The following is a 25,594-nucleotide window of genomic DNA, read 5'->3' on the forward strand; positions in this document are numbered from 1 at the left end:
ATTGTAGAACGCGCTCTTGCCCGGGTAGCTGGCGATATCACCGAGATCTTCCTCGATGCGCAGCAGCTGGTTGTACTTCGAGATGCGGTCCGAGCGCGATAGCGAGCCGGTCTTGATCTGGCCGGCGTTGGTGCCCACCGCGATGTCGGCGATGGTGCTGTCTTCGGTTTCGCCCGAACGGTGCGAAATCACTGCAGTGTAGCCGGCGCGCTTGGCCATTTCGATGGCGGCAAACGTTTCGGTCAGGGTGCCGATCTGGTTGATCTTGATCAGGATCGAATTGCCGATGCCGCGCTCGATGCCTTCCTTCAGGATCTTGGTGTTGGTGACGAACAGGTCGTCGCCCACCAGCTGCACGCGCTTGCCCAGCTTGTCGGTCAGCACCTTCCAGCCGTCCCAGTCGCCTTCCGCCATGGCGTCCTCGATCGACACGATCGGGAACTTGTCGCACAGGTTGGCCAGGTAGTCCGCGAATTGCGTCGCGGTCAGCTTCAGGCCTTCGCCTTCGAGCTGATACTGGCCTTCGCCTTCGTGGTAGAACTCGCTGGCAGCGCAGTCCAGCGCCAGCAGCACGTCTTCGCCGGCACGGTAGCCGGCCTTCTCGATGGCTTGCACGATGGTGTTCAGGCACTCTTCGTTCGAAGCGAAGTTCGGCGCGAAGCCGCCTTCATCGCCGACCGCCGTGGACATGCCCTTGTCGGCCAGGATCTTCTTGAGCGCGTGGAACACTTCGGCGCCGCAACGCAGGGCTTCGCGGAAGCTCGTCTGCGACACCGGCATGATCATGAATTCCTGGATGTCCAGGCTGTTGTTGGCGTGCGCGCCCCCGTTGACGATGTTCATCATCGGCACCGGCATCTGCATCGCGCCCGAACCGCCGAAGTAGCGGTACAGCGGCAGGCCGGCTTCCTCGGCGGCGGCCTTGGCCACGGCCATCGACACGGCCAGCATGGCGTTGGCGCCAAGGCGGCCCTTGTTATCGGTGCCGTCGAGGTCGATCAGGGTGCGGTCCAGGAACGCCTGCTCCGAGGCGTCCAGGCCCATGATGGCTTCCGAGATTTCGGTGTTGATATGCTCGACCGCCTTCAGCACGCCCTTGCCAAGATAGCGCGACTTGTCGCCGTCGCGCAGCTCGATGGCTTCGCGCGAACCGGTGGACGCGCCCGACGGCACAGCCGCACGGCCCATCACGCCGGATTCGAGCAGGACGTCGCACTCGACCGTCGGGTTACCGCGCGAGTCGAGAACTTCGCGACCGATGATATCTACGATTGCACTCATGGATTCCTCTTGGATCTTGGACTGTTGATGCTTGGTAATTGCGTACTGCACGGGCGCCAGGCCCTGGACAACGACGACTGCGACACGATGTGCGGGAGCGCTTAAACGCCCTCGACCACGATCATGCTCATGCGCGCGGCGTGCTCGCGGGACTTGCGCGCGGCGCGGTATTCCTCGCTATCGTGAAACGACTTCGCCGCCTCATAGCTGGGAAACTTCAGCACTACCACGCGCGTGGGAGCCCAATCGCCCTCGAGCTTCCCGGTCTTGCCGCCACGCACCAGTACCTCGGCGCCATGCACCTTCATGGCATGGCTGGAGAGCACCTTGTATTCTTCGTACTGCAGGGGATCGGTGACATCGACGTGGGCAATGATATAGCCGCTGGCCATGGCGTATCTCCGTATGATCTTATGATGTCGATTCTATCTGGCTGATCATGGCCGCCTGATGACGGCCATGACGGCAACGGCACCGCGCGCTCAGGCGCAGCCCGCCGGCCAGCTGAAATTGTCTTCAAGGAAACCCGAGCGCTTGACCAGCGTGTCGAGTTCCTTGAGCACCGTCAGCAATTCCTTCATGCGCGACAGCGGCACCGCGTTGGGGCCGTCGGACATGGCCTTGCTCGGGTCCGGATGGGTTTCCATGAACAGGCCCGCCACACCGGTCGCAACGGCGGCGCGCGACAGCACCGGCACGAACTCGCGCTGGCCGCCGGAGCTGGTGCCCTGGCCGCCCGGCAACTGCACCGAGTGTGTGGCGTCGAATACCACCGGCGCTCCGGTCTCGCGCATGATCGCGAGCGAGCGCATGTCGGAGACCAGGTTGTTGTAACCGAAGGATACACCGCGCTCGCAAGCCATGAAGCTGTCTTCCGGCAGCCCCGCCTCGCGCGCGGCATCGCGTGCCTTGTCGATGACGTTCTTCATGTCGTGCGGCGCGAGGAACTGCCCCTTCTTGATGTTGACGGGGCGGCCGCTCTGCGCGCAGGCGCGGATGAAATCGGTCTGCCGGCACAGGAAGGCCGGCGTCTGCAGCACGTCGACCACCGCTGCCACCGGTTTGACTTCGTCGATCTCGTGGATGTCGGTCAGCACCGGCACGCCGATCTCGCGCTTGACGGTCGCGAGGATCTCGAGCCCTTTCTCCATGCCCAGCCCGCGGAAGGTCCTGCCCGACGAGCGGTTGGCCTTGTCGAACGAGGACTTGTAGATAAACGGGATACCGAGCTCACCCGTGATCGCCTTGAGCTCGCCGGCGGTATCCAGCGCCATCTGCTCGGACTCGATCACGCACGGACCGGCGATCAGGAAGAACGGCCGGTCCAGGCCGACGTCAAATCCACAGAGTTTCATCACTAGTCTCCTGCTTGCGGTGCCGGGGGCCTTAGCCCGCCTTGCGCTGCTGGCTGGCCAGCGCCGCTTCCACGTAGGCCTTGAACAGCGGATGGCCGTCGCGCGGGGTGGAGGTGAATTCCGGGTGGAACTGCACGCCCACGAACCACGGGTGCATGCTTTCCGGCAGCTCCATCATCTCGGGCAGGTCTTCGGTCGGGGTACGCGCCGAAATCACCATGCCCGCCTTTTCCAGCGTCGGCACATAGTGGTTGTTGACTTCGTAGCGGTGACGATGGCGTTCGTTGACTTCCGCGCCATAGATCTGGCCAGCCTTGGTCCCCGCCTTCACCGGCACGCGCTGCGCGCCAAGGCGCATGGTGCCGCCCAGGTCGGAATCGGCGGAGCGCTGCTCCACCTTGCCTTCGCGGTCGACCCATTCGGTGATCAGCGCGACCACCGGATGCTCGGTTTCGAGGTTGAACTCGGTCGAGTTGGCATCGGCCATGGCCGCCACGTGGCGGGCAAACTCGATCACCGCCAGCTGCATGCCCAGGCAGATGCCCAGGTACGGCACCTTGTTCTCGCGCGCATATTGGATCGCGCGGATCTTGCCTTCCGTGCCGCGCTTGCCGAAGCCGCCCGGCACCAGGATGGCGTCCAGCGGCTTGAGCACTTCGAGGTGGCCGGATTCGAGTTCTTCCGAATCGATGTACTCGATGTTCACGCGGGTGGCGGTGTGCATGCCGGCGTGGCGCAGCGCTTCGATCAGCGACTTGTACGACTCGGTCAGGTCGACATACTTGCCGACCATGCCGATGGTGATCTCGTGCTGCGGATTTTCCTGGGCATTGACCAGGCGCTGCCACATGGAGAGATCGGCCGGCTTCGGATCGATACGCAGTTCCTCGCAGATCAGGCGGTCGAGGCCTTGCTCGTTGAGCATCTGCGGAATCTTGTAGATGCTGTCGACGTCCCACACCGAGATCACGGCTTCCTGCGGGATATTGGCGAACAGCGAAATCTTGGCACGCTCGTCGTCCGGGATCGGGCGGTCGGCGCGGCACAGCAGCGCGGTCGGCGAAATGCCGATTTCACGCAGCTTCTGCACCGAATGCTGGGTCGGCTTGGTCTTCAGCTCGCCGGCGCTGGCAATGAACGGCACCAGCGTCAGGTGCACGAAGGCGGCGTGGTTGCGACCCATGCGCAGGCTCATCTGGCGCGCGGCTTCCAGGAAGGGCAGCGATTCGATATCGCCGACCGTGCCACCGATCTCCACCAGGGCGACGTCGGCCTTGCCACCGTGCGACGCAGCCGCGCCTCGCTCGATGAAGGCCTGGATCTCGTTGGTGATGTGCGGAATCACCTGCACGGTCTTGCCGAGGTACTCGCCGCGGCGTTCCTTGCGGATCACCGACTCGTAGATCTGGCCCGTGGTGAAGTTGTTCGACTTGCGCATCTTGGCCGAGACGAAACGCTCGTAGTGGCCGAGATCGAGGTCGGTTTCCGCGCCGTCTTCCGTGACGAACACTTCGCCATGCTGGAAGGGGCTCATCGTGCCGGGATCGACGTTGATGTAGGGATCGAGCTTGAGGAGGGTGACTTTGAGGCCGCGCGACTCGAGAATGGCCGCGAGCGAAGCAGCAGCGATGCCCTTGCCGAGAGAAGAGACGACGCCACCGGTGACGAAGACGAATTTGGTCATAAACCGAGCTTGCCGGGGAAATCGGGATTATACATGAGACCCCGGCTGCTGCACCGCCGCATTTGTGACAAGCAGCATTGCCGTGCACCGTTGAGGCGCATCCGCCGCTTCGCAGGCGCACCCTGCCGCGTCCCGCCGGAGAACGCTCCGCCGCCGCTGCGGCGCGGACTCATGCGATTACCGTAGACCCATTCCGGGCCGCAGGCAAATCCGTCCGCATGGCATCGATCAGCTCGCCGATCAGCGTGGCGGTCTGCCCGGGGCGCTCCATTGGATAGAGATGCCCACCTTCTATGAAGCGCAGCCGCTCGCCCACCAGCTTGCGCGTGGCGCCCAGCCCGCATTGCCGGACTTCCCGCGAACGCGTGCCGGCGACAAAGCCGACCGGCACCGGCGCTCCGCGGGCCACGCGCGAGCCCAGGCTGGTGGGCAGCGTGCGATAGATCCTGTATTCGATTTCCCGCTCGAAACGCAGGCGGCGTTCCGCATCGTTGCCGGTGGGCTCGGTGCCGTGCATGGCATAGTCGCGCAGCACTTCCTCGTCCCACGCCGCGAACACGGGCTTGGCACGGAAATGCTGCCAGACCGCCTCCGCGTCCGGCCAATGGGTGCGCCGCCGCCGCGTCACCGCCGCCGGCCCCGGCCGCTCGTCCAGGCCAAAGCGCTGCCCGGCCTTGAGCAGGGCGGCACGCCAGCCGGCGATCACGGGCGAGTCGAGCATCACCACGCCGCGCACCCATTGCGGGCGCTGCAGCGCCGCCATCAGCGACAGGAAGCCACCTAGCGAATGCCCTACCAGCCAGACCGGCTCGCGGTAATTCCGCTCCAGCGAGGCCAGCAACTCATCGACCAGGTGCGGCCACTCGCGCGTGACCGGGAATTTCGGGTCGTGGCCGTAGCGGTCCACGGCGCGGATCTCGAAGTCGTCTTCGAGCAGGGCAAAGAGCTTGCGGTAGGTACTGACCGGAAAGCCGTTGGCATGCGAAAAATGCAGGATGTCGCGCATCGGTGGGTTGTGGCGGGCCGTTGGCCGGCCGTCAGTCGCGCGTGGCCGCGCGTTCGCGACTGGCGCGCACGGGCTGGCCCCAGCGGTCATTTTCGTTCTGGCGCGCCAGCGGGAATTCAGCCGGCGCCGCAGCATCCCACTCGGGATCGTTGATCTCGCCGAACACCTGCCGCAGCCGGTGGCCCCAGGTGTCGCGGATCATGCGGAAATAGGCGTTCTTCTCGTCGATGCTGACAAAACGGGTCACGCGCAGCGAATCGGTCTCGTAGACCAGCAGGTCCAGCGGCAGGCCCACCGAGATATTCGACTTGAGCGTGGAATCCATCGACACCAGCGCGCACTTGGCCGCCTCGCCCAGCGGCAGCGACGGCTCGACCAGGCGATCGATGATGGGCTTGCCGTACTTGGCCTCGCCGATCTGGAAGTAGCAATTCTCGGGCGTGGCCTCGACGAAATTGCCCGCCGCATACACATGGAACAGCCGCGCCCGCTCGCCATGGATCTGGCCGCCGAAAATCAGGCTTACATTGAACTCGATGCCAGCCTCGCGCAGGGCATGGGCATCGTGCTTGTGTACCTGGCGCACCGCATCGCCGACGATGGAAGCCGCCTCGAACATGTCGCGGGCAGTCCACAAGGAACGCTTCTCGTCGCGGCCTTCGGCCAGGATCTGGCGCACCGACTGGCTGATCGCCAGGTTACCGGCGCTCAGCAACACCATGACGCGATCGCCGGGCTCCTCGAACACGGTCATCTTGCGTGCGGTCGAAATCGCGTCGACCCCGGCATTGGTGCGGGAGTCGGAGAGGAACACCAGGCCGGCATCCAGCCGCATGGCTACACAATACGTCATGATCTTGTCTTGTTATGGTGCGCGATCGCGCCCGGCGCACCGCACGGGACCAGGCCACATTCTAGCGCCCCTCCGATACGACCGGAGCACCGGGCCGCGCTCCGTTTCAGTGCATCGCGCACCACTCGGCCTACACCCATGGTGCAATGGCGATCTCGACGGCCAGCCGCTCGCCGCTGCCGCCCTCGCGCACGCCGCGCACCGGTGCGGCCATGCGGTAGTCGCGCCCCACCGCCAGCCGCACATGGCGCGCATCGCTCAGGCAGCGGTGGGTCACATCGATGCTGCACCATAGCTCCTTGCCCACATCCACGCAGACATCGGCCCAGGCATGGCTGGCCAGTGCCGACGCCGCCGGGTCGTAGAAATAGCCGCTGACATAGCGCGCCGGTATGCCAAGGGCACGGCAACACGCCACCATCACCTGCGCCTGGTCCTGGCAGACCCCGCTGCCCAGCGCAAACGCTTCGCCGGCAGAAGTACCCACATCAGTGCTATCGGCCTTGTAGCGCACCCGCCCGGCAATCCCGCCGGCCAGCGCCAACAGCGCCGGCACCTCATGTCCCGCCGCCAGGTAGGGCGCGGCGAAACGGATCATTTCCGGCACCGGCATCGTCAGCGGCGTGCCGCCGAGATAGTACAGCGGCGACACCCGGGTCTCCCCCGCAGGCGGCGCGTCGCAGAACACCGGCGCGTGCGCGCCGCCGGGCGGCGTCACCTCCACCACGCCGGCGGCATCGATCACCAGCGTATGCGCGGGCCCCGCCACGGTAAAGCTATGGACGATATTGCCGAAACCGTCACGCGCCTCGGAAAGGTTGCCAGGCACCGTCAGCTGCCACTCCCGCACAGCCTGCAGCGGGCCGGAGCGCGGCGCGAGCCGCAGTTCGTGCACGCTGCGCAGGAGCGGTTCGGCATAACGGTAGACGGTCTTGTGATGGATCTTGTATTTCACGATGTGGCGAGGCCGTCACGACCACCCCACTCCAGACACTAGGTGGGTCAGGCAGTCACCAGCGGCACGAGGAAGTCCCGGCTGATGCCATTGCCGAGGTCGCCGATGCGCTCCAGGAAACTGGTCAGGTAAGCGTGCAGGCCGACGGCGAAAATGTCGTCGATGCGCGCATATTTCAAATCGGCGTGGAGTTTACCAGCCTGCCGCTCGGTCTCCGACGAATGCTGGTTGGCCACCAGCGCCAGGATCGCCACCACTTCGTCCATGCTGGCCACCAGCGAGCGCGGCATGTCCGGGCGCAGCACCAGCAGCTCCGCCACCCGCTCCGGCGTGATCACCGTACGGTAGATCTTGCGGTAGACCTCGAAGCCCGACACCGAGCGCAGCACCGCCGCCCAGTGATAGAAATCGTTGGCGTCGCGGTTGGGGTCGCTGTCGTCCACGCTGCTGGCCTGGAACTTCACGTCGAGTATCCGCGCGGTATTGTCGGCGCGCTCCAGGAAGGTCCCCAGCCGCATGAAGTGGAAGGCATCGTCCTTGAGCATGGTGCCGAACTGCACGCCACGCGCCAGGTGCGAGCGGAACTTGACCCATTCGAAGAACTGCGACGGATCCTCGCGCAGCACGCCGTCGGCAATCATGCGCTGCACGTCCAGCCAGGTGGTGTTGATGGTCTCCCACACCTCGGTGGTCAGCGAGCCGCGCACCGCCCGCGCGTTCTCGCGCGCCGCGCGCAGGCAGCTCATGATCGACGACACATTGGTCATGTCGCGCACCATGAAGTCGATCACGTCGTCGCGCGTGAGCAGGCCGTACTTGTGGTCGAACACGCTGGTCAGCTCGGAGATGTCGAGCATGGCCCACCAGCCCTGCTCCGCCACTTCCGCCGATTGCGGCAGCAGCGAAGTCTGGTAATTCACATCCAGCATGCGCGCGGTGTTCTCCGCGCGCTCGGTATAGCGCGCCATCCAGAACAGGTGGTCGGCGGTGCGGCTAAGCATGGTCAGTCCCCTCGTGTTGCGCTGTGCGCCCGCGCGCCGCCGGCATGGCGGCGGCCGGCGCGGATCCCCAAACTAGTCTCGCGTGTGCACGCGCAGCCGCGTGTCAGCGCTCCAGCACCCAGGTGTCCTTGGTGCCCCCGCCCTGCGAGGAGTTGACCACCAGCGAGCCCTCCCGCAGCGCCACCCGGGTCAGGCCGCCGGGCACCATGCGCACGTCCTTGCCCGACAGCACGAACGGCCGCAGGTCGATGTGGCGCGGCGCGATGCCCGACTCCACATAGGTCGGGCAGGTCGACAGCGCCAGTGTGGGCTGCGCGATATATTGCTCCGGACGCGCGCGCACGACCTCGCGGAAGGTATCGATCTCCGCGCGCGTGGCGGCCGGCCCCACCAGCATGCCGTAGCCGCCGGCGCCATGGGTTTCCTTCACCACCAGTTCGTCCATGTGGTCGAGCACGTACTGCAGGTCGTCGGGGCGGCGGCACATATAGGTCGGCACGTTGTTCAGGATCGCGTCTTCGCCGAGGTAGAAGCGGATCATGTCCGGCACATAGGGATAGATCGACTTGTCGTCGGCCACGCCGGTGCCGATGGCATTGCAGATATTGACGTTGCCGGCGCGATAGACCGACAGCAGCCCGGCCGCGCCCAGCGCGGAATCGGGCCGGAACACCAGCGGGTCGAGGAAGTCGTCGTCGACCCGGCGATAGATCACGTCGATGCGCTGCGGGCCTTGCGTGGTGCGCATGTAGAGATGATCGTCCTGCACGAACAGGTCGCTGCCCTCGACCAGTTCCACGCCCATCTGCTGGGCCAGGAAGGCGTGTTCGAAGTAGGCGGAGTTGTACATGCCGGGCGTCAGCACCACCACGGTGGGATCGGCGATGTTCTGCGGCGAGACCCCGCGCAGCATGTCGAGCAGCAGGTCCGGATAGTGCGCCACCGGCGCCACGCGGTTGCGCGCGAACAGGTCCGGGAACAGGCGCATCATCATCTTGCGGTTCTCCAGCATGTAGGAGACACCGGAGGGTACGCGCAGGTTGTCTTCCAGCACGTAGAACTCGCCCTCGCCCGCGCGCACCACGTCGATGCCGGCGATGTGCGCGTAGATATCGCGCGGTACGTCGATGCCCAGCATCTCGGGCCGGTACTGCGCGTTGTTGTAGATCTGGTCGGGCGGGATCACGCCGGCGCGGATGATGTCCTGGCCGTGGTAGATATCGTGGATAAAGCGATTCAGCGCCGCTACCCGCTGACGCAGCCCGCGCTCCAGCGTGGCCCACTCGCTGGCGGGAAAGATACGGGGAATCACGTCGAACGGGATGGTCCGCTCGGTGCCGCTGTTGGACTCATCCTTGTCGCCGTACACGGCGAAGGTGATGCCCACGCGCCGGAAGATCAGGTCCGCCTCCGCGCGCTTGTTGCCCATGGTGCCTTCGGACTGTCGTGCCAACCAGTCTGCGAAATGCTTGTAGTGCCCCCGCACCGCGCCTGCCGGCAGGGACTGCCCCGCGTGGATCGCTGCTGCCACGCCATCTTGCCAATCGAGCATCTCGTCGAAAAACCGCGCCGCCATGATGGCCGTTCCTCCATGATTCGGGCGCCGCCCAAACTACCGGCAACCCCGTTTTGATTGGCTTCTATTTCCCGGCACAGCACCTTGAGATCATCACCCGAGGTCCGGCGGCATCGCCGCGAACCGTCTCGTCATATTCGAAGTGCTGTCCCTATAGGATACCTATGGCCGCGAAAGCCGCAAGCAGCGGACGTTCGCGCCATCGAAGATGGATTAAGCAAGATATCTGCCAGCCCCTCCCGTAGCCGGCTATCGACCCGCTGCCGGCGCCGCCGGCAGCGCTTTAGCGCGCTACCGCCGCGCCTGCCCCGGCAGGCACCTCGGCCAGGATACGCTGCACCAGCGCTTCCGGCGTCTGGCGGATGTCGAGCACCAGCGCGTCGCACGGCTCCTCGAGCGTATCGAACTGGCTTTGCAGCAGCGCCGGATTGAAGAAATGCTCGCTGCGCCCGGCCAGGCGGCCGCCGATCACCGCGGCATCGCCCTTCATGAAGACAAAGGTCACGCCGCCATCGGGCGGCGTCAGGCGGTCGCGATAGGCCTGCCGCAGCGCCGAGCAGGTGAACACATGGGTGCGCCCCTCGGCACGGGCCGTGTCGATGGCCGCGCGCATGGCCGCGAGCCAGGGCCAGCGGTCTTCGTCGGTCAGCGCAATGCCGTTGTGCATCTTCGCCTTGTTGGCGTCGCTGTGGAATTCGTCGGCGTCATGGAAGCCGCAATGCAGGGTCTTGGCCAGCAGTTGGCCGACCGTGGTCTTTCCGCTGCCGGAAACGCCCATCAGGATGTAGATCATGTCTGCTCCAACGATCATGGTCGGATGGTTTTCCCATCCTTGTCGGTAGTCCCCGCGCCGGCCGCCGGCTGGCTCCGGAAGCGCTCCGGCCATGGGGCCATGATAGGCCGCGCATGCGCCGGCTTGGGGTCGTCCCCGTAGCCGTCGGCTCACGGGAACACAAATGACACTAAGGCGCCGCCTGCCTATTGTGCGACGGCTGCGCCCGCATGGACAGCGCCGGGCGCATCGGCCTCGGACAGGTCGAGCGCGCTGCCGCCCTCCTCCGCGATCCGCGCGTTGCGCCGGAACAGGCCGAACAGGCCGCGGCCGACGCTGAAGCTGGCGAAAGCGTCGTCCGCCAGTACCGCCGAGGGGCGCGCCGCCAGCACGGTCTCGCCATCGGCGCCGCCGAGCCATTCGAGGGTGCCGGCCACGGCGTCCACGCGAATGCGGTCGCCATCGCGCACGCGCGCCAGCGGGCCGCCCGCAAGTGCTTCCGGGCCCACATGAATCACCGCCGGCACCTTGCCGGAAGCACCGGACATGCGCCCGTCGGTCACCAGCGCGACCTTGTGGCCGGCATCCAGCAGGGAGCCCAGCACCGGCGTAAGGCGGTGCAACTCGGGCATGCCATTGGCATTAGGCCCCTGGAAGCGCACCACCGCGACCATATCGCCGGCGAGCTCGCCAGCCTCGAAGGCAGCCTGCAGGCCTTCCTGCGAATCGAATACGCGCGCCGGCGCTTCCACCACCCGGTGCTCGGGCGCGACAGCGGAAACCTTGATCATGCCGCGGCCGAGATTGCCCTGCAGCAAGCGCAAGCCGCCTTCGGCCGAGAACGGCTCGGCCGCGGTGGCCAGGACCGCCGCATCGCCGCTGACGGCGGCGCCATCGCGCCACAGCAGTTCGCCGTCGATCATCACCGGCTCCTGCGTGTAGCGCGCCAGGCCGCGCCCGGCCACCGTTTCCACATCCTCGTGCAACAGCCCGGCGTCGAGCAACTGGCGAATCACATAGGCCACGCCGCCGGCGGCATGGAAATGATTCACATCGGCCGAACCGTTGGGATAGACCCGCGCCAGCAGCGGCGTGATGCGCGAGAGCCGGTCGAAATCATCCCAGTCGATGATGATCCCTGCCGCGCGCGCCATCGCCACCAGGTGAATGGTGTGGTTGGTCGAACCGCCGGTGGCCAGCAGGCCGACCACCGCATTGACCACCGCGTGCTCGTTGACGATACGCGCCAGCGGAAGGTAGCCGGCACCGCGCGCGGTCAGCGCCAGCGCGCGCTGCGCGGCGGCTGCGGTGAGCGCGTCGCGCAAGCCGCTGTCGGGATGCACGAAGGCCGCGCCCGGCATGTGCAGCCCCATGATTTCCATCAGGAACTGGTTGCTGTTGGCGGTGCCGTAGAAGGTGCAGGTACCGGCCCCGTGGTAAGCCTCGCATTCGGCCTCCAGCAAGGCTTCGCGGCCAACCTGGCCGGTCGCGTAAAGCTGGCGCACGCGCGCCTTTTCCTTGTTGGACAAGCCGGTAGACATCGGCCCCGCCGGCACGAACACCACAGGAAGATGGCCGAACTGCAGCGCGCCCATCAGCAGGCCCGGCACGATCTTGTCGCAGACGCCCAGCATCAGCGCGGCATCGAAGGTGTTATGCGACAGCGAGACCGCCGTGGCCATGGCGATGGCGTCGCGCGAGAACAGCGACAGTTCCATGCCGGCATTGCCCTGCGTGATGCCGTCGCACATCGCCGGTACGCCGCCGGCCACCTGCGCCACCGCGCCAACCGCACGCGCGGCCGCGCGGATCACGCCGGGGTAGCGTTCGTACGGCTGGTGGGCCGACAGCATGTCGTTATAGGCGGTGACGATGCCGAGATTGGCAGCATGCTCGACACGCAGCTTGAGCTTATCGTGCGCCGGCAGCGCGGCCAGTCCGTGCGCGAGGTTGGCGCAGGACAGCCCGCGCAGGGGACCCAACTCTTGCTGGGCACGTTCGCAGCGCGCCAGGTAAGCGGCGCGGCTGCCGCGGCTGCGCGCGATCACGCGCGCGGTGACGGCCTGGACTTCGGCGTGGAGGGCTTGTGACATTCGGGGGAGTTCCTGGTCGTGATTCGGGATCGTATCCGGGAGTACTGGTGAACGGCTTTTATCTGTAGATTTTCTACATTATATCCAAAGCTTCTCCAAAAGCACCGTACCAGCACATCACAAAGCGCCTTATATTCAACAAATATGCCTAGGATAGGTGAAATCCCTAAATAAAGGCGCACCCGGTCAGCGCCGACCCCATCCGGAATTATGTAGAATATCTACATAGCATTGAACATTCAGACCTCCAGATGCCGGGGCCATGACCTGAAGCATAAAGAACGCCCCTGGCACCAGCAAAGCCCACCCCTACCATGCGCGACCGAATCCTTGCCGTCTACGACACGCTTCGCCCCTCCGAACGCCGCCTGGCCGATTACGTGGCCCGCCACGGCGCCAGCGTGATCCGTCTGTCGATGCCCGAACTGGCTGAGCGTGCTGGCGTGTCGCAGCCCACCATTGCGCGCTTTTGCGCCGCGCTGGGCTATGACGGCTTTCGCGAATTCAAGCTCCAGTTTGCCCAGAACGTAGGCGGCGGCACGCCCTTCGTCCATCAGGACGTCAAGGCCGAGGACCGTCCCGCCGACATTGCCGGCAAGGTCTTCGACCGCACCATCGCGACCCTGATGACGGTGCGCAACGCGCTGTCGGCAGACCAGATCGAGCACGGCATCCGCCTGCTCGCCGCAGCACACCGCATCGAGTTCTATGGCTGCGGCAACTCGGGCATCGTCGCGCTGGACATCCAGCACAAGTTCTTCCGCCTCGGCATCCCTACCACGGCATACTCGGACTCGCATGTGTTCAGCATGTCGGCAGCGCTGCTCGGGCCCGGCGACGTGGCCGTGCTGGTCTCCAACAGCGGGCGCACCTGGGACATGCTGGCGGCCGCCACGCTGGCCCGCGCCAGCGGCGCCAGCGTGCTGGCGCTGACCCACAGCGGCTCGCCGCTGGCCGCGCTGGCCGATGTCTGCGTGTTCTCCGACGTGGAGGAGGACAGCGAGGTGTACACCCCGATGACCTCCCGCATCTGCCACCTGGTGCTGGGCGATGTGCTCGCGGCCGGCGTCGCGCTGGAGCGCGCCGACATCGTTTCCGCCGGCCTGCAGCGGGCCAAGGCGCATCTGCGCGAGCGCCGCATAGCCCAGGCGGAACCCGCGAACCTCAGCGAGGCGCCGGTGGCGCCGCGCGCCAGTAGCGGCGCTCGTGCTGGCGGTAAGCCTGCACCGCGTAGGACTCGCCGCGCGTCGTGACCTGGACCGCGCCGGTCTCGTCGCTGCGATAGCGGGCCACCCCGTACGAACCATAGCGATCCCACACCTCTGGACGCGGATACCCGTGGCGGTTGCGGTAGCCCAGCTGGAACAGCGCCAGCTCGGGCGCCACCACCGCCAGGAAGGATCCGCTCGATGAGGTGGTGCTGCCGTGGTGCGGCACCAGCATGAAGTCGGCGCGCAAGTCCTGCAGCGGCAGGCGCTCCAGCATGGCAGCCTCGGTCCGCCGGCCGATATCGCCGGTCAGCAGCAGGCTGCGCCCGCTTCCCTCCACCCTCAGTACGCAGCTGCGCGCATTGCTGTCGATGGCGGCGTTGTGCGCGTAGCCCGGCAAGGGATGCAGCATGGCAAAGCGCACCCCGTCCCACTCCCATTGCTGCCCGGCCTCGCAAGGCCCCGCCTCCGGTGCTGCCGCGCCCGCATGCGGCGCGAGCAGCCGGTGCCCGGGCGGAGCGCCCGCCAGCAGGCTATCCACCGTCAGCGCCGCCATCACATCGCGTGCGCCGCCGGCATGGTCGGGGTCTTCATGGCTGATCACCATCTGGTCCAGCCGCTGCACGCCCGCGCCGCGCAGGTACGGCACGATGGCGCGGGCACCGGCGCTATTGCCCGGCTGGCCCCGCTCCGCGCCCCAGCCGTAGGTCGGCCCGGCGTCGTACAGCAGCACGTGCGAGCGCGTCTCCACCAGCACGGCATTGCCCTGGCCCACATCGATCGCGGTCGCGCGGAACTCGCCATGCGCCACCGGCTGCCGCCCCGCCACCACCATCGGCAGCAACAGCACCACGCCGTGCAGGCGCGCGCGCAGCCCGCAGCGTATCGGCGCCAGCAACAGCAGCGCGCCGAGCACGGCCAGCGCCAGCGCCGGCGGACCCGCGCGCGCCGCCTGCCATACCGCCCACGGCGGCGCCGCCAGCCACTCCAGCCCAGCCACCAGCCAGTGCAGCAGCGCATGGGCGGCACTCAGCAGCCAGCCGGCCAGCGGCGCGGGCAAGGCCGCCGCCAGCAGGGCCAGCGGCGTCACCAGCAGGCTGACCAGCGGAATGGCCACCGCATTGGCCAGCGGCGAAATCACCGAAACCTGCTGAAACAGCAGCAGGGTCAACGGCACCAGCCCGATGGTGACCGCCCACTGCGTGCGCGCAGCCTGCGCCAGCGTGTTGTGCAGGCCAGGAAGATCACGCCCACCGCGCCAAAGGAAAGCCAGAAGCCCGGCGACAGCACAGCCCAGGGATCCAGCCCGATCGCCACGAACGCGGCCCACGCCAGCACCAGCGAAGCCGGCGGCGTGCGCCCGCCCCACAAGGCAAGCGCCGCTACCGCCAGCATCGACACGGTGCGCAGCGCCGGCACCTGCATGCCAGCCAGCAAGCCGTAGGCCAGGCCCGCCAGCACGGCCGCCACCAAGGCTGCGCGCCGGGCCGGCCACCATAGCGGAAGGGGCCGCCGCAGCCACCGGCCGAGGCCGAAGGAATGCCGCCACAGCCAGAACGCAAGACTGGAAAACAGGCCGGAGATCATGGTGATATGCAGCCCCGAGATGCTGATCAGGTGACCGATGCCGGTGCGCGTGAACAGGATCCAGTCCCGCCCCTGGATGCCGCGCTGGTCCCCCACTACCAGGGCCGCCAGTACCGGGGCGAAGCGGGCGTCCATGGGCAGGCTGCCCAGGATGTGGTCGCGTACCTGCGCCCGCCATCGCGCGATCCGCCACGCCATCCGTTCGCCGACCGCCTCCTGCGGCTCGCCCCGGACATCCCGCACGTGACCGGTGGCGCCGAGTCCCGCCGCCATCAGCCAGTACTCGTAGTCAAAGCCATGGGGATTGGCAAGGCCATGCGGCCGGCGCAGGCGCAACGAGAAAATGTGGCGTTCACCGGGACGCAGCCCGGCCGGCGCATCGTCCCAGCCCAGCAGGATGCGGGAGGGAATACCGCGCACCAGACCCGGATCGGGATCCGGCTGCAAAGCGGCATCATCGAGCGCGAACGCGAAGCGCTGGCCGCGCCCGGCCTGTGCCGGCAGGCCGGCCACCACGCCGCTCAGCACCAGGTCGACGCCTTCGCGCTCCGGCGCCAGGCTCTCGCCCAGCCAGAGCTCCGCACGCCATGCCGACCAGCCGAAGCCAGCCAGCACGGACAGGGCAAGCAAGGCCGCGCGCGCCCATCTGCGATGGCGCGTACGCCAGCGCAAGGCGAGCACGGCGGCCGCAAGGCCGGCCGCGGCCAGCCCCCACGCTACGCCGCCACGCGGCAGCGAGCCCTGTTGCTGCAGCCACCAGCAACCCGCCACGAAGGCGAGCAGGATCAGACGCATGCCAGCTCCCGGAGGAAGTCGTATGCGTCTGCTTATACGGCCGTTACCGGCCGCGAAACTTGTCAGGATGAGACTGGAAGGTTGCGGATTGTTTCGGCCGAGGCCGGAAGCCGCGATGCGGGCGGCGCGGATGGCGCCATGGTCGCCGCGAAGGCAGCCAGCCGCGGCAGCGCGGCCACCGAGTTGCGCCACATCGCCTGGGCCAGCGGCCCAGCATCGAGGCCTCGCAACGCGCCCAGCACCTTCGCCACCCCCGCCACTTCGGCCGGCGTATTGCGCGCCTTGTGCTGCTCGCCGAACTGGTCGCCGGACAGCCACGCGGGCGCGATATCGGGGGCGTCGGTTTCGAGCACGATGGCGTCGAGCGGCAACTCCTGCGCCAGGCGCCGGATCTGCCTGGCGCGGCTGAAGGTCAGATTGCCGCCGAAACCCAGCTTGAGGCCCTGGTCGATAAAACCCTGCGCCTGCTGCACGCTGCCGTTGAAGGCATGGGCAATGCCCTGGCGCACGCCGATGCGGCGCAACTGCGCCGCAACCTGGTCCTGCGACTTGCGCACATGCAGCAGCACCGGCAAGTCGAACTCACGGGCAATCCTGAGCTGCTCGGCATAGATCCAGGTCTGGTGCCCGGCATCAAGCCCGGGCACGAAGAAATCGAGCCCGATCTCGCCGATACCGACAAAGCGCGGATCGCCCAGCGACGCGGCCACCTCCCGGCGCAAGGCGTCGAGATCGGCCTGGGCGGCGCCTGGCGTGCACAGCGGGTGGATGCCCAGCGCGTAGACACAGCTATCGTGCCGCTGCGCCAGCGCGCGCACCGCGGCAAAATTCGACACGGCCACCGCCGGCAGCACAATGCCGGTGACGCCGGCCGCGGCCGCCGCAGCGGCCACGGCATCACGGTCGGCATCGAATTCGCCGGCGTCGAGGTGGCAATGGGTATCGATCCACATGGCGTGCCTGTACGGCTGTGCGTCGCTGCGCCTCAGCGCTCTTGGTGGATATGCCCGTCGCGCAGGCGCAGCACGCGATCGCAACGGCTGGCCAGGTCGAGGTCGTGGGTCACGATCACGAAACTGGTGCCAAGCGTACGCGACAGTTCCAGCATCAGGTCGTAGACGCCGCCCGCGGTGTGGTCATCCAGGTTGCCGGTAGGCTCGTCGGCCAGCACGCAGGCCGGACTGCCGACCAGCGCGCGGGCGATGGCTACCCGTTGCCGCTCGCCGCCGGACAGCTCGCCGGGCCGGTGTTGCGCCCGGTCGCCCAGGCCCACCCGCTCCAGTACCGCCAGCGCCGCCGCGCGCGCCTCGGGCTGACGCAGCCCACGGATGCGCAGCGGCATGGCCACGTTGTCCAGCGCGGTGAATTCGGGCAGCAGGTGGTGGAACTGGTAGATAAAACCCAGCTCGCGGTTGCGCACGATATTGCGCTCGCTCTCGCGCAGCGACGTAAAGGGCCTGCCTTGCAACGCGACGCGGCCGCTGTCCGGGTTGTCGAGTCCGCCCAGCACGTGCAACAGCGTGCTCTTGCCGGAGCCGGAAGCGCCCACGATGGCGACCTTCTCGCCCGCTTCCACCCGCACGTCCACGCCCTTGAGCACGGTGACGTCAAGCCCGCCTTGCCGGAAGCGCTTGGTCAGGCCCTCGGCCAGCAGCACGGGCGTGCCAGCGGCCTTGCCGGGTGCGTCGGCGGCACTGCCGGCCGGTTCGGCGCGCAACAGGGCTTCACTCATAGCGCAGCGCCTCCGCGGGGTTGACGCGGGCGGCGCGCCAGCTTGGGTAAAGCGTGGCCAGCGTGGCCAGCACGAAAGAGATGATACTGATGGTGGCGATGTCGTTCACGCGGGGGTCCGAAGGTAATTCACTGATGAAGTAGATGTCGCGCGGCAGGAACTGCACATGCAGCAGCCGCTCGATAAAGGGCACGATCACATCGATATTGCAGGCGATCAGCGCACCGCCGGCGACGCCGGCCAGCGTACCGATGAAGCCGATGGCCACGCCCTGCACGATGAAGATCCTGGTGATCGAACCCGGCTGGGCGCCCATGGTGCGCAGGATGGCGATATCGGCCTGCTTGTCCGTCACCGTCATCACCAGCGTGGACACCAGGTTGAAGGCGGCCACCGCGACGATCAGCGTCAGGATGACGAACATCATGCGCTTCTGGGTCTGTACCGAGGCGAACCAGTTGCGGTTCTGCCTGGTCCAGTCGCGCAGGTAGAGCTCGCCGGTCAGCGTGCCGGCCAGCGCATCGGCCACCTGCGGCGCGCGCTGCATGTCTGCCAGCTTCAAACGCACGCCGGTGGGCCCGGTCAGGTGGAACATGGCCTCCGCGTCCTCGATATTGATCAGCGCCAGCGTATTGTCGAACTCGAAGTGACCCGCCGAGAACACACCGACCACGGTGAGTTGCTTGAACTGCGGCGTCGAGCCTGCCGCCATGGCGGCGCCCTGCGGCAGCACCAGGGTCACCTTGTCGCCCACCTGCACGCCCATGGCGCTGGCCAGTTCATTGCCCAGCGCGATGCCGAATTCGCCCGGCAGCAGGCGCTCCATGGCGCCGGACCGGAACTGCTTGCCGATATCCGACACCTTGGGCTCCTCGGACGGCTCGACGCCGCGCAGCAGCACGCCACGCACGACATCCTCCCGCATCAGCATGGCCTGGGCCGCCACATAGGGCGCGGCGCCGATCACCTCCTGGTTGCGCATCGCCTCGGCGGCGGTCTTCTGCCAGTCGGGCAGCGCCCCGGGGCCGACCACTTCGATATGCGACAGCACCGACAGCATGCGATCGCGCACTTCCTTCTGGAAGCCGTTCATCACCGACAGCACCACGATCAGCGCCGCCACGCCCAGCGCGATGCCGGCCACGGAAATCATCGAGATAAAGGAAATGAAGGCGTTGCGGCTGGCCCGCCTGCCTGCGCGAGTGTAGCGCCAGCCGATCTGCCACTCGTAGGGGAAGTTCAAGATGGCTCCAGTCGCCAGGAGAGGATTGCCACCACATGTGGCCGGCACGCCCGCAGCGCCGGCCGCAACAGGGTCTCACTCATAGCGCAGCGCCTCCGCGGGGTTGACGCGGGCGGCACGCCAGCTTGGGTAAAGCGTGGCCAGCGTGGACAGCACGAAGGAGACGATACCGATGGTGGCGATGTCGTGCACGCGGGGATCCGAGGGCAGCTCACTGATGAAATAGATGTCGCGCGGCAGGAACTGCACATGCAGCAGCCGCTCGATAAAGGGCACGATCACATCGATATTGCAGGCGATCAAGGCGCCGCCGGCGACACCCGCCAGCGTACCGATAAAGCCGATGGCCACGCCCTGCACGATGAAGATCTTGGTGATCGAACCCGGCTGGGCGCCCATGGTGCGCAGGATGGCGATATCGGCCTGCTTGTCCGTCACCGTCATCACCAGCGTGGACACCAGGTTGAAGGCGGCCACCGCGATGATCAGCGTCAGGATGATGAACATCATGCGCTTCTCAGTCTGCACCGCGGCGAACCAGTTGCGGTTCTGCTTGGACCAGTCGCGCAGGTAGAGCTCGCCGGTCAGCGTGCCGGCCAGCGCATCGGCCACCTGCGGTGCGCGCTGCATGTCTGCCAGCTTCAAACGCACGCCGGTAGGCCCGGTCAGGCGGAACATGGCCTCCGCGTCCTTGATATTGATCAGCGCCAGCGCATTGTCGAACTCGAAGTGGCCGGACGAGAACACCCCGATCACGGTGAACTGCTTGAGGCGCGGCAACACCCCGGCCGGGGTGATGGTGCCCTGCGGCACCACCAGGGTCACCTTGTCGCCCACCTGCACGCCCATGGCGTTGGCCAGTTCATTGCCCAGCGCGATGCCGAACTCGCCCGGCAGCAGGCGCTCCATGGCGCCGGACCGGAACTGCTTGCCGATATCCGACACCTTGGGCTCCTCGGACGGCTCGACGCCGCGCAGCAGCACGCCGCGCACGGCATCCTCCCGCGTCAGCATGGCCTGGGCCGCCACATAGGGCGCGGCGCCGATCACTTCCTGGTTGCGCATCGCCTCGGCGGCGGTCTTCTGCCAGTCGGGCAGCGCCCCGGGGCCGACCACCTCGATATGCGACAGCACCGACAGCATGCGATCGCGCACTTCTTTCTGGAAGCCATTCATCACCGACAGCACCACGATCAGCGCCGCCACGCCCAGCGCGATGCCGGCCATGGAAATCATCGAGATAAAGGAAATGAAGGTGTTGCGGCTGGCCCGCTTGCTTGCGCGGGTATATCGCCAGCCGATCTGCCATTCGTAAGGAAAGTTCAAGAGGGTTCCTGTTGTCTAGGAGAAACGCCGGCATCACGCCGCCAGCGCCGCTGCTGTGCCGCTTCCGGCCGCCCCGCGCCGCTCGCGCGGCCGGGCCGGGGACGATATTTATGCCGCCCGCCAGCCGGAAGTTTACAATCTCGGGCACCATGATGACGCACCTGACCCTGATTGTGCCCTTTTCCGTCCCGCCGGGCGCCGCGATCGACGCGGACGGCGGTGGCAACGATGCCATGCTGGAAGCCCTGCTGCGGCAATTGGAGTTACCGGCGCTCGGAAAGTTGCTCACCCGCGCCAGCCCCGGCCCGCGCGAGCGGCACGACGACCCCTTCCTGCGCACGCTGCCGCACGAGCGCTGGCTGGCCGGGCGGGCCGGGCTGGACACCGCGCGCCTGCCCAGCGCCCCGTTCATGCGCCTGGCCGACATGAATGCCACCGGCGCGGATGACGGCCAGGCCTGGGCCTGCCTGCAGCCGGTGCACATCCATGCCGCGCGCGACCACCTGGTGCTGATGAATCCGGCCCAGCTGGGCCTCCGCGAGGAGGAGGCGGCGGCCTTGCGCGCCGCCGTGGCCGGCCTGCTGCAGGAATCCGGCATCATGCTGGAAGCCCCCGCGCCGGCCCGCTGGTATATCCCGGAAGCCGTGTTCGGGCCACTTGTCGCCGCCAGCCCGCTGCGCGCCACGGGACGCAATATCGACATCTGGATGCAGGCTGGCGAACGCGCCCGCGACTGGCGCCGGATCCAGAACGAGATCCAGATGACCTGGCATGACCATCCCGTCAACCAGGCCAGGGAGGCAGCCGGGGAGCTCTCCGTCAACTCGGTCTGGCTATACGGGGGCGGGACACTGCAGCCGGTGCCGCGCCTGGCGGACACCGTGCTGGCCAATGATGCCTTCCTGCGTGGCCTGGCGCTGGCCGGCGGGGCGGCATACCTGCCCCTGCCGCCCCGCTTCAGCGCCATCGGTGACATGCAGGCCACCGGCGGCAGCGCCATGGTGCTGCTGGAGGATGCGGCCGAAGCGTATATCGGCGAAGACTGGGGCCTGTGGATCGAACGCATGCACGCGCTCGACGCCGAGTGGTTCGCTCCCGCGCTGGCCGCGCTGGAAGCCGGACAACTGCAGGCGCTGACCGTGATGCTGGCGGGCGAGCACCACCATGCCGAATTCACCGTGCGCCGCGCCGACCTGCGCAAATTCTGGCGTGGCCTGGGACAACGCGGCGACTGGCGCGCACTGCTGTCCGACCTCGCCTACGCCGCCTGACCCCCCGCTTTCCGCCAGCCTCACCGCCCGCCCTACATGACCCGAATCGCCGTTCGCTCCTTTTCCTCCGAACACGCCGGCAAGCTGGCCGGATCCGGCCTGCATCCCACCTTGGCGCGCATCCTGTCGGCGCGCGGCGTGCGCGAGCCGGCCGAGCTCGCCACCGACCTGCCGGGCCTGGAGCCGCCGGCCGCCATGAAAGGCATCGACCATGCCGCCGCCTACCTTGCCGACGCCATCGCCGCCGGCCGGCGCCTGCTGATCGTGGCCGACTATGACTGCGACGGCGCCACCGCCTGCGCGGTCGGCGTGCGCGGCCTGCGCATGCTGGGGGCGCGCATCGACTACATCGTGCCCAACCGCTTCGAGTACGGCTACGGCCTGACGCCGGAAATCGTGGCGCTGGCCGCGCAGCAGCAGCCGGACGTGATCGTCACCGTGGACAACGGCATCGCCAGCGTCGACGGCGTGGCGGCGGCCAATGCGCTCGGCATCGACGTGGTGGTGACCGACCACCATCTGCCGGGCGAGCAGTTGCCCGACGCGGCGGTGATCGTCAATCCCAACCAGCCCGGCTGCGAATTCCCGAGCAAGAACCTGGCCGGCGTGGGCGTGATGTTCTACGTGCTGCTGGCGCTGCGCGCCGAATTGCGCCGCCGCGGCGTGTTCGACGCCCAGACCCAGCCCCGGCTGGACACCCTGCTCGACCTGGTCGCGCTGGGCACCGTGGCGGACGTGGTCAAGCTCGACAGCAACAACCGCATCCTGGTGGCGCAAGGCCTCAAGCGCATGCGCGCGGGCCGCATGCACGCCGGCGTGGCGGCGCTGTTCCGCGCCGCCGGGCGCGAGGCGACGCGCGCCAATACCTTCGACCTCGGCTTCGGCGTGGGCCCTCGCCTGAACGCGGCTGGCCGGCTGGCCGACATGTCGCTCGGCATCGAATGCCTGCTGACCGACGACGCCAACCGCGCCTGGGAAATCGCCCAGGAGCTCGACGGCATGAACCGCGAGCGGCGCGACATCGAGGCCGGCATGCAGCAGGAAGCACTGCAGATCCTGGAAGGCCCGCTGGGCGCGCTGGATCCGGCGGCGCGCTTCACCGTCACGGTGTTCAACGACACCTGGCACCAGGGCGTGATCGGCATCGTGGCCTCGCGCCTGAAGGAAAAATACCACCGCCCCACCATCACCTTCGCGCCCGGCGACGATGAACTGATCAAGGGCTCGGGCCGATCGATCCCGGGCTTCCACCTGCGCGATGCGCTGGACCTGGTGTCCAAGCGCCATCCCGGCCTGCTGGTGAAATTCGGCGGCCACGCCATGGCTGCCGGCCTGACGCTGCGCGCCGACACCTTCGGACAGTTCATGGAAGCCTTCGAGGCCGTGGGCCGCGAGTGGCTGAACGACGAGCAGCTGGCGCGCGTGATCGAGACCGACGGCGATATCGAGGACGCCTGCTTCAGCCCCGAATTCGTTTCGCTGCTGGAGCAGCAGGTGTGGGGCCAGGGCTTCCCCGCGCCCACCTTCTGCGGTGAATTCGATGTGCTGCGCCAGAGCGTGCTCAAGGGCAAGCACCTCAAGCTGCAGCTGGGACGCGGCAGCCAGCGCTTCGACGCAATCTGGTTCAACCATGCCGACTCGCTGGGCGCCAGCGCGCTGGTGGCCTACCGGCTCGACAACAATACCTTCAACGGCATCACCCGCGTGCAGATGGTGATCGAGCACGCGCAGTAGCGCCGGGTCCGTGCCTGGCCCGGGCGCTATCCGCGCGCGGGCAGCAGGCCCGCCGGGTCCACCGGCTTGCCATTGTTGCGCACCTCGAAATGCAGCTCGCTGTCGGCCGTGCCCATGCGGCCGACTTCCTGCCCGCCGGCCACCTGCGCGCCCTCGCTGATCGAGGGCTTGTCCAGGTTGCCGTAGACCGTCAGCCAGTTGTCGTCGTGCTTGATGATCACCAGCATGCCGTAGCCGCGCAGGTTGCCAACATGGATCGCCTTGCCGGCGGCGGCGGCGCGCACCGCGCTGCCGGGCGCGGTACTGATGCGCAACCCCTTGCTGGCGGGCGGCCCGTAGCCGGCGGTCACGCGGCCGTCGGCCGGCCATTGCAGGCGGATGCTGGTGGCGGGGGCCCGGGACGGACCGCTGTTGTCCACCCTCGGGGTGTCCCCCACCGCCACCGGACCATTGCCGGTACTGCTACCAGCGCTGGCACCGGCGCTCCCGCCGGCCGGCGGGCGGACCCGCAGCAGTTGCCCCACCTCGATGCGGTCCGCGCTGGGCAACTGGTTCCAGCGCACCAGGTCGCGCACCGTGCGCTTGTGCCGCCGGGCCACGGTATACAAGGTATCGCCGCTTTGCACGCGGTAGTAGCCGTCCGGCGCGGGCTCGCTGGCCATGGTGCCGCAGCCGGCTGCCAGCATGGCGCCAGCCAAGGCGGCGAGCAGCCCCAGGGCGCGCCGCCGCGTGGCGGTCGTGTCTTGATTGCTTTGCTTCATGCTGACTTATCGTCCCTCCCTGTGCATATCTTGATGCCTGATTCCTGGTGCCTGCTTCCCGATGCCCGAGGCCTTATATCCGGGTCCATGGGCCGGATCCGGCGCCGCAGACCCAGCGAGTCTGCCATGGCGCACCCGCAACTGTAGACCGTTCGCGAGGCGAACCGTTCGAAATCCTGGAATCGGTGCCATCGCGGGCGGGGGGAAAGTCCCCCGATCCGCTATAATTCAAGGTTTTGAAAGCGCAGGAACATCATGGAAGCAGAACGCCTCAACGCCATCTCCGGTGCCATCTCCGATCTCCGTTCGCGAACGGAAGATCTACGGGGGTATCTTTGACTACGATGTCAAAGTAGGAAGACTCGACGAAGTCAACGGCGAACTCGAGGACCCCGAGGTCTGGAACAACCCCAAGAAGGCCCAGGATCTCGGCAAGGAAAAGAAGATGCTGGAGGGCGTGGTTGGCGTCCTCGGCAAGCTCACGGATGACCTCGCCGGCGCCGAGGAGCTGTTCGAACTCGCGCGCGAGGAAGGCGACGACGACACGATGGAGGCCATCGAGGCCGACGTCCAGGGCTTCGAGGCCATCGTCGCCGACATGGAATTCCGCCGCATGTTCGCCGGCGAGATGGACCAGGCCAACGCCTTTATCGACATCCAGGCCGGCGCCGGCGGCACCGAAGCCTGCGACTGGGCCTCGATGCTGCTGCGCCAGTACCTGAAGTACTGTGAGCGCAAGGGTTTCAAGGCCGAGGTGCTGGAAGAATCCGAAGGCGACGTAGCGGGCATCAAGAGCGCCACGATCAAGGTCGAGGGCGAGTACGCGTTCGGCTACCTGCGCACCGAAACCGGCGTGCACCGCCTGGTGCGCAAGTCGCCGTTCGACTCCTCGGGCGGCCGCCACACCTCGTTCTCGTCGGTCTTCGTCTACCCCGAGGTGGACGATTCCTTCGAGGTGGAAGTCAATCCGGCGGACCTGCGCGTCGACACCTACCGCGCTTCCGGCGCGGGCGGCCAGCACATCAACAAGACCGATTCGGCCGTGCGGATCACGCACACCCCGACCGGCATCGTGGTGCAGTGCCAGAACGACCGTTCGCAGCACCGCAACCGCGCCGAAGCCATGTCGATGCTGAAGTCGCGCCTGTACGAGCATGAAATGCGCAAGCGCCAGGCCGAGGCCGACAAGCTGGAGTCGTCCAAGACCGATGTGGGCTGGGGCCACCAGATCCGTTCCTACGTGCTGGACCAGAGCCGCATCAAGGACCTGCGCACCAACGTGGAAATGTCCAACACGCAGAAGGTGCTGGACGGGGACCTGGATCCCTTCATCGAAGCCAGCCTGAAGCAAGGGCTGTAAC

At 67.2% G+C, this 25,594-nt stretch carries 21 protein-coding genes and 1 pseudogene; 4 read left to right on the top strand and 18 right to left on the bottom strand.

From position 1 onward, the window contains the following. The 11 genes from eno to edd all read right to left on the bottom strand — a co-directional run. On the bottom strand, positions 1-1,281 hold a 1,281-nt coding region (eno, locus tag P3W85_RS06505; protein WP_276264175.1), incomplete at its 3' end, for a phosphopyruvate hydratase. A 101-nt stretch (positions 1,282-1,382) separates the two neighbouring features. Next, positions 1,383-1,673: a DUF1330 domain-containing protein gene (locus tag P3W85_RS06510; protein WP_017225196.1), complete on the bottom strand. Its 291-nt coding sequence runs from the start codon at positions 1,671-1,673 to the stop codon at positions 1,383-1,385. A 90-nt stretch (positions 1,674-1,763) separates the two neighbouring features. After that, the gene (gene kdsA / locus P3W85_RS06515; RefSeq protein WP_017225197.1) at positions 1,764-2,636 is read right to left on the bottom strand and encodes a 3-deoxy-8-phosphooctulonate synthase; all 873 of its coding nucleotides are present in this window, start codon (positions 2,634-2,636) and stop codon (positions 1,764-1,766) included. Positions 2,637-2,667: 31 nt separating this feature from the next. Next, a complete protein-coding gene (locus tag P3W85_RS06520; protein ID WP_017225198.1) occupies positions 2,668-4,320 on the bottom strand; it encodes a CTP synthase in 1,653 nt (550 codons plus the stop codon). A gap of 169 nt (positions 4,321-4,489) precedes the next feature. Further along, the gene (locus P3W85_RS06525; protein WP_276264176.1) at positions 4,490-5,326 is read right to left on the bottom strand and encodes an alpha/beta fold hydrolase; all 837 of its coding nucleotides are present in this window, start codon (positions 5,324-5,326) and stop codon (positions 4,490-4,492) included. A gap of 31 nt (positions 5,327-5,357) precedes the next feature. After that, positions 5,358-6,179, bottom strand: coding sequence for a peptidase (locus P3W85_RS06530; protein ID WP_035816109.1), 822 nt, complete (start codon positions 6,177-6,179; stop codon positions 5,358-5,360). A gap of 130 nt (positions 6,180-6,309) precedes the next feature. Beyond that, positions 6,310-7,134: a transglutaminase family protein gene (locus P3W85_RS06535; protein ID WP_276264177.1), complete on the bottom strand. Its 825-nt coding sequence runs from the start codon at positions 7,132-7,134 to the stop codon at positions 6,310-6,312. Between the two features lie 47 nt (positions 7,135-7,181). Then, complete coding sequence (locus tag P3W85_RS06540) at positions 7,182-8,135, bottom strand: alpha-E domain-containing protein (RefSeq protein WP_017229821.1); 954 nt, start codon at positions 8,133-8,135, stop codon at positions 7,182-7,184. 103 nt (positions 8,136-8,238) lie between these two features. Then, complete coding sequence (locus P3W85_RS06545; RefSeq protein ID WP_276264178.1) at positions 8,239-9,711, bottom strand: circularly permuted type 2 ATP-grasp protein; 1,473 nt, start codon at positions 9,709-9,711, stop codon at positions 8,239-8,241. 283 nt (positions 9,712-9,994) lie between these two features. After that, positions 9,995-10,504: a gluconokinase gene (locus P3W85_RS06550; protein WP_017229819.1), complete on the bottom strand. Its 510-nt coding sequence runs from the start codon at positions 10,502-10,504 to the stop codon at positions 9,995-9,997. Positions 10,505-10,689: 185 nt separating this feature from the next. Next, the gene (edd, locus tag P3W85_RS06555; protein ID WP_276264179.1) at positions 10,690-12,576 is read right to left on the bottom strand and encodes a phosphogluconate dehydratase; all 1,887 of its coding nucleotides are present in this window, start codon (positions 12,574-12,576) and stop codon (positions 10,690-10,692) included. A gap of 314 nt (positions 12,577-12,890) precedes the next feature. Here edd and P3W85_RS06560 point away from each other — a divergent pair, with 314 nt between their 5' ends. Continuing rightward, entirely contained in the window at positions 12,891-13,829 is a 939-nt protein-coding gene (locus P3W85_RS06560) for a MurR/RpiR family transcriptional regulator (RefSeq protein ID WP_276264180.1), read from the top strand. Here the strand turns inward: P3W85_RS06560 and P3W85_RS45305 are convergent. From P3W85_RS45305 to P3W85_RS06585, 6 genes and pseudogenes are all read right to left on the bottom strand, one after another. Continuing rightward, positions 13,741-14,619 (bottom strand): ComEC/Rec2 family competence protein, encoded by an 879-nt coding sequence (locus tag P3W85_RS45305; RefSeq protein ID WP_430869507.1) that lies wholly within the window; start codon positions 14,617-14,619, stop codon positions 13,741-13,743. The two genes, P3W85_RS06560 and P3W85_RS45305, sit on opposite strands and share 89 nt — an antisense overlap. A gap of 111 nt (positions 14,620-14,730) precedes the next feature. Continuing rightward, a pseudogene (locus tag P3W85_RS45310) lies at positions 14,731-16,166 on the bottom strand (ComEC/Rec2 family competence protein); the annotation flags it as partial. 62 nt (positions 16,167-16,228) lie between these two features. Next, positions 16,229-17,119: a TatD family hydrolase gene (locus P3W85_RS06570; protein WP_276264181.1), complete on the bottom strand. Its 891-nt coding sequence runs from the start codon at positions 17,117-17,119 to the stop codon at positions 16,229-16,231. A 32-nt stretch (positions 17,120-17,151) separates the two neighbouring features. Then, positions 17,152-17,898, bottom strand: a complete 747-nt coding sequence (gene lolD, locus P3W85_RS06575) for a lipoprotein-releasing ABC transporter ATP-binding protein LolD (RefSeq protein WP_276264182.1) — start codon at positions 17,896-17,898, stop codon at positions 17,152-17,154. After that, positions 17,891-19,141, bottom strand: coding sequence for a lipoprotein-releasing ABC transporter permease subunit (locus tag P3W85_RS06580; protein WP_276264183.1), 1,251 nt, complete (start codon positions 19,139-19,141; stop codon positions 17,891-17,893). Before P3W85_RS06580 ends, lolD begins: the two co-directional genes overlap by 8 nt. A gap of 75 nt (positions 19,142-19,216) precedes the next feature. Then, complete coding sequence (locus P3W85_RS06585) at positions 19,217-20,467, bottom strand: lipoprotein-releasing ABC transporter permease subunit (protein WP_276264184.1); 1,251 nt, start codon at positions 20,465-20,467, stop codon at positions 19,217-19,219. Between the two features lie 149 nt (positions 20,468-20,616). On the opposite strand from P3W85_RS06585, the gene P3W85_RS06590 reads away from it, so the two are divergent. Together P3W85_RS06590 and recJ are read left to right on the top strand one after the other, a co-directional pair. Continuing rightward, on the top strand, positions 20,617-21,738 hold the full coding sequence (locus P3W85_RS06590; RefSeq protein WP_276264185.1) for a hypothetical protein: 1,122 nt from the start codon (positions 20,617-20,619) through the stop codon (positions 21,736-21,738). A gap of 36 nt (positions 21,739-21,774) precedes the next feature. Then, positions 21,775-23,472, top strand: coding sequence for a single-stranded-DNA-specific exonuclease RecJ (gene recJ, locus P3W85_RS06595; RefSeq protein WP_276264186.1), 1,698 nt, complete (start codon positions 21,775-21,777; stop codon positions 23,470-23,472). 26 nt (positions 23,473-23,498) lie between these two features. On the opposite strand, the gene P3W85_RS06600 is transcribed toward recJ, so the two are convergent. After that, positions 23,499-24,233, bottom strand: a complete 735-nt coding sequence (locus P3W85_RS06600; RefSeq protein WP_276264187.1) for a peptidoglycan DD-metalloendopeptidase family protein — start codon at positions 24,231-24,233, stop codon at positions 23,499-23,501. A 255-nt stretch (positions 24,234-24,488) separates the two neighbouring features. Between P3W85_RS06600 and prfB the strand changes: the two genes are divergently transcribed. Further along, a protein-coding gene (prfB, locus tag P3W85_RS06605; protein ID WP_276264188.1) for a peptide chain release factor 2 occupies positions 24,489-25,593 on the top strand; the annotation gives its coding sequence in 2 pieces (ribosomal slippage) (positions 24,489-24,569 and positions 24,571-25,593; 1,104 coding nt in all). Position 25,594: the final 1 nt, after the last annotated feature.

Origin of the sequence: Cupriavidus basilensis, from assembly GCF_029335485.1 — a bacterium.
Classification (GTDB): Bacteria; Pseudomonadota; Gammaproteobacteria; order Burkholderiales; family Burkholderiaceae; genus Cupriavidus; species Cupriavidus basilensis_E.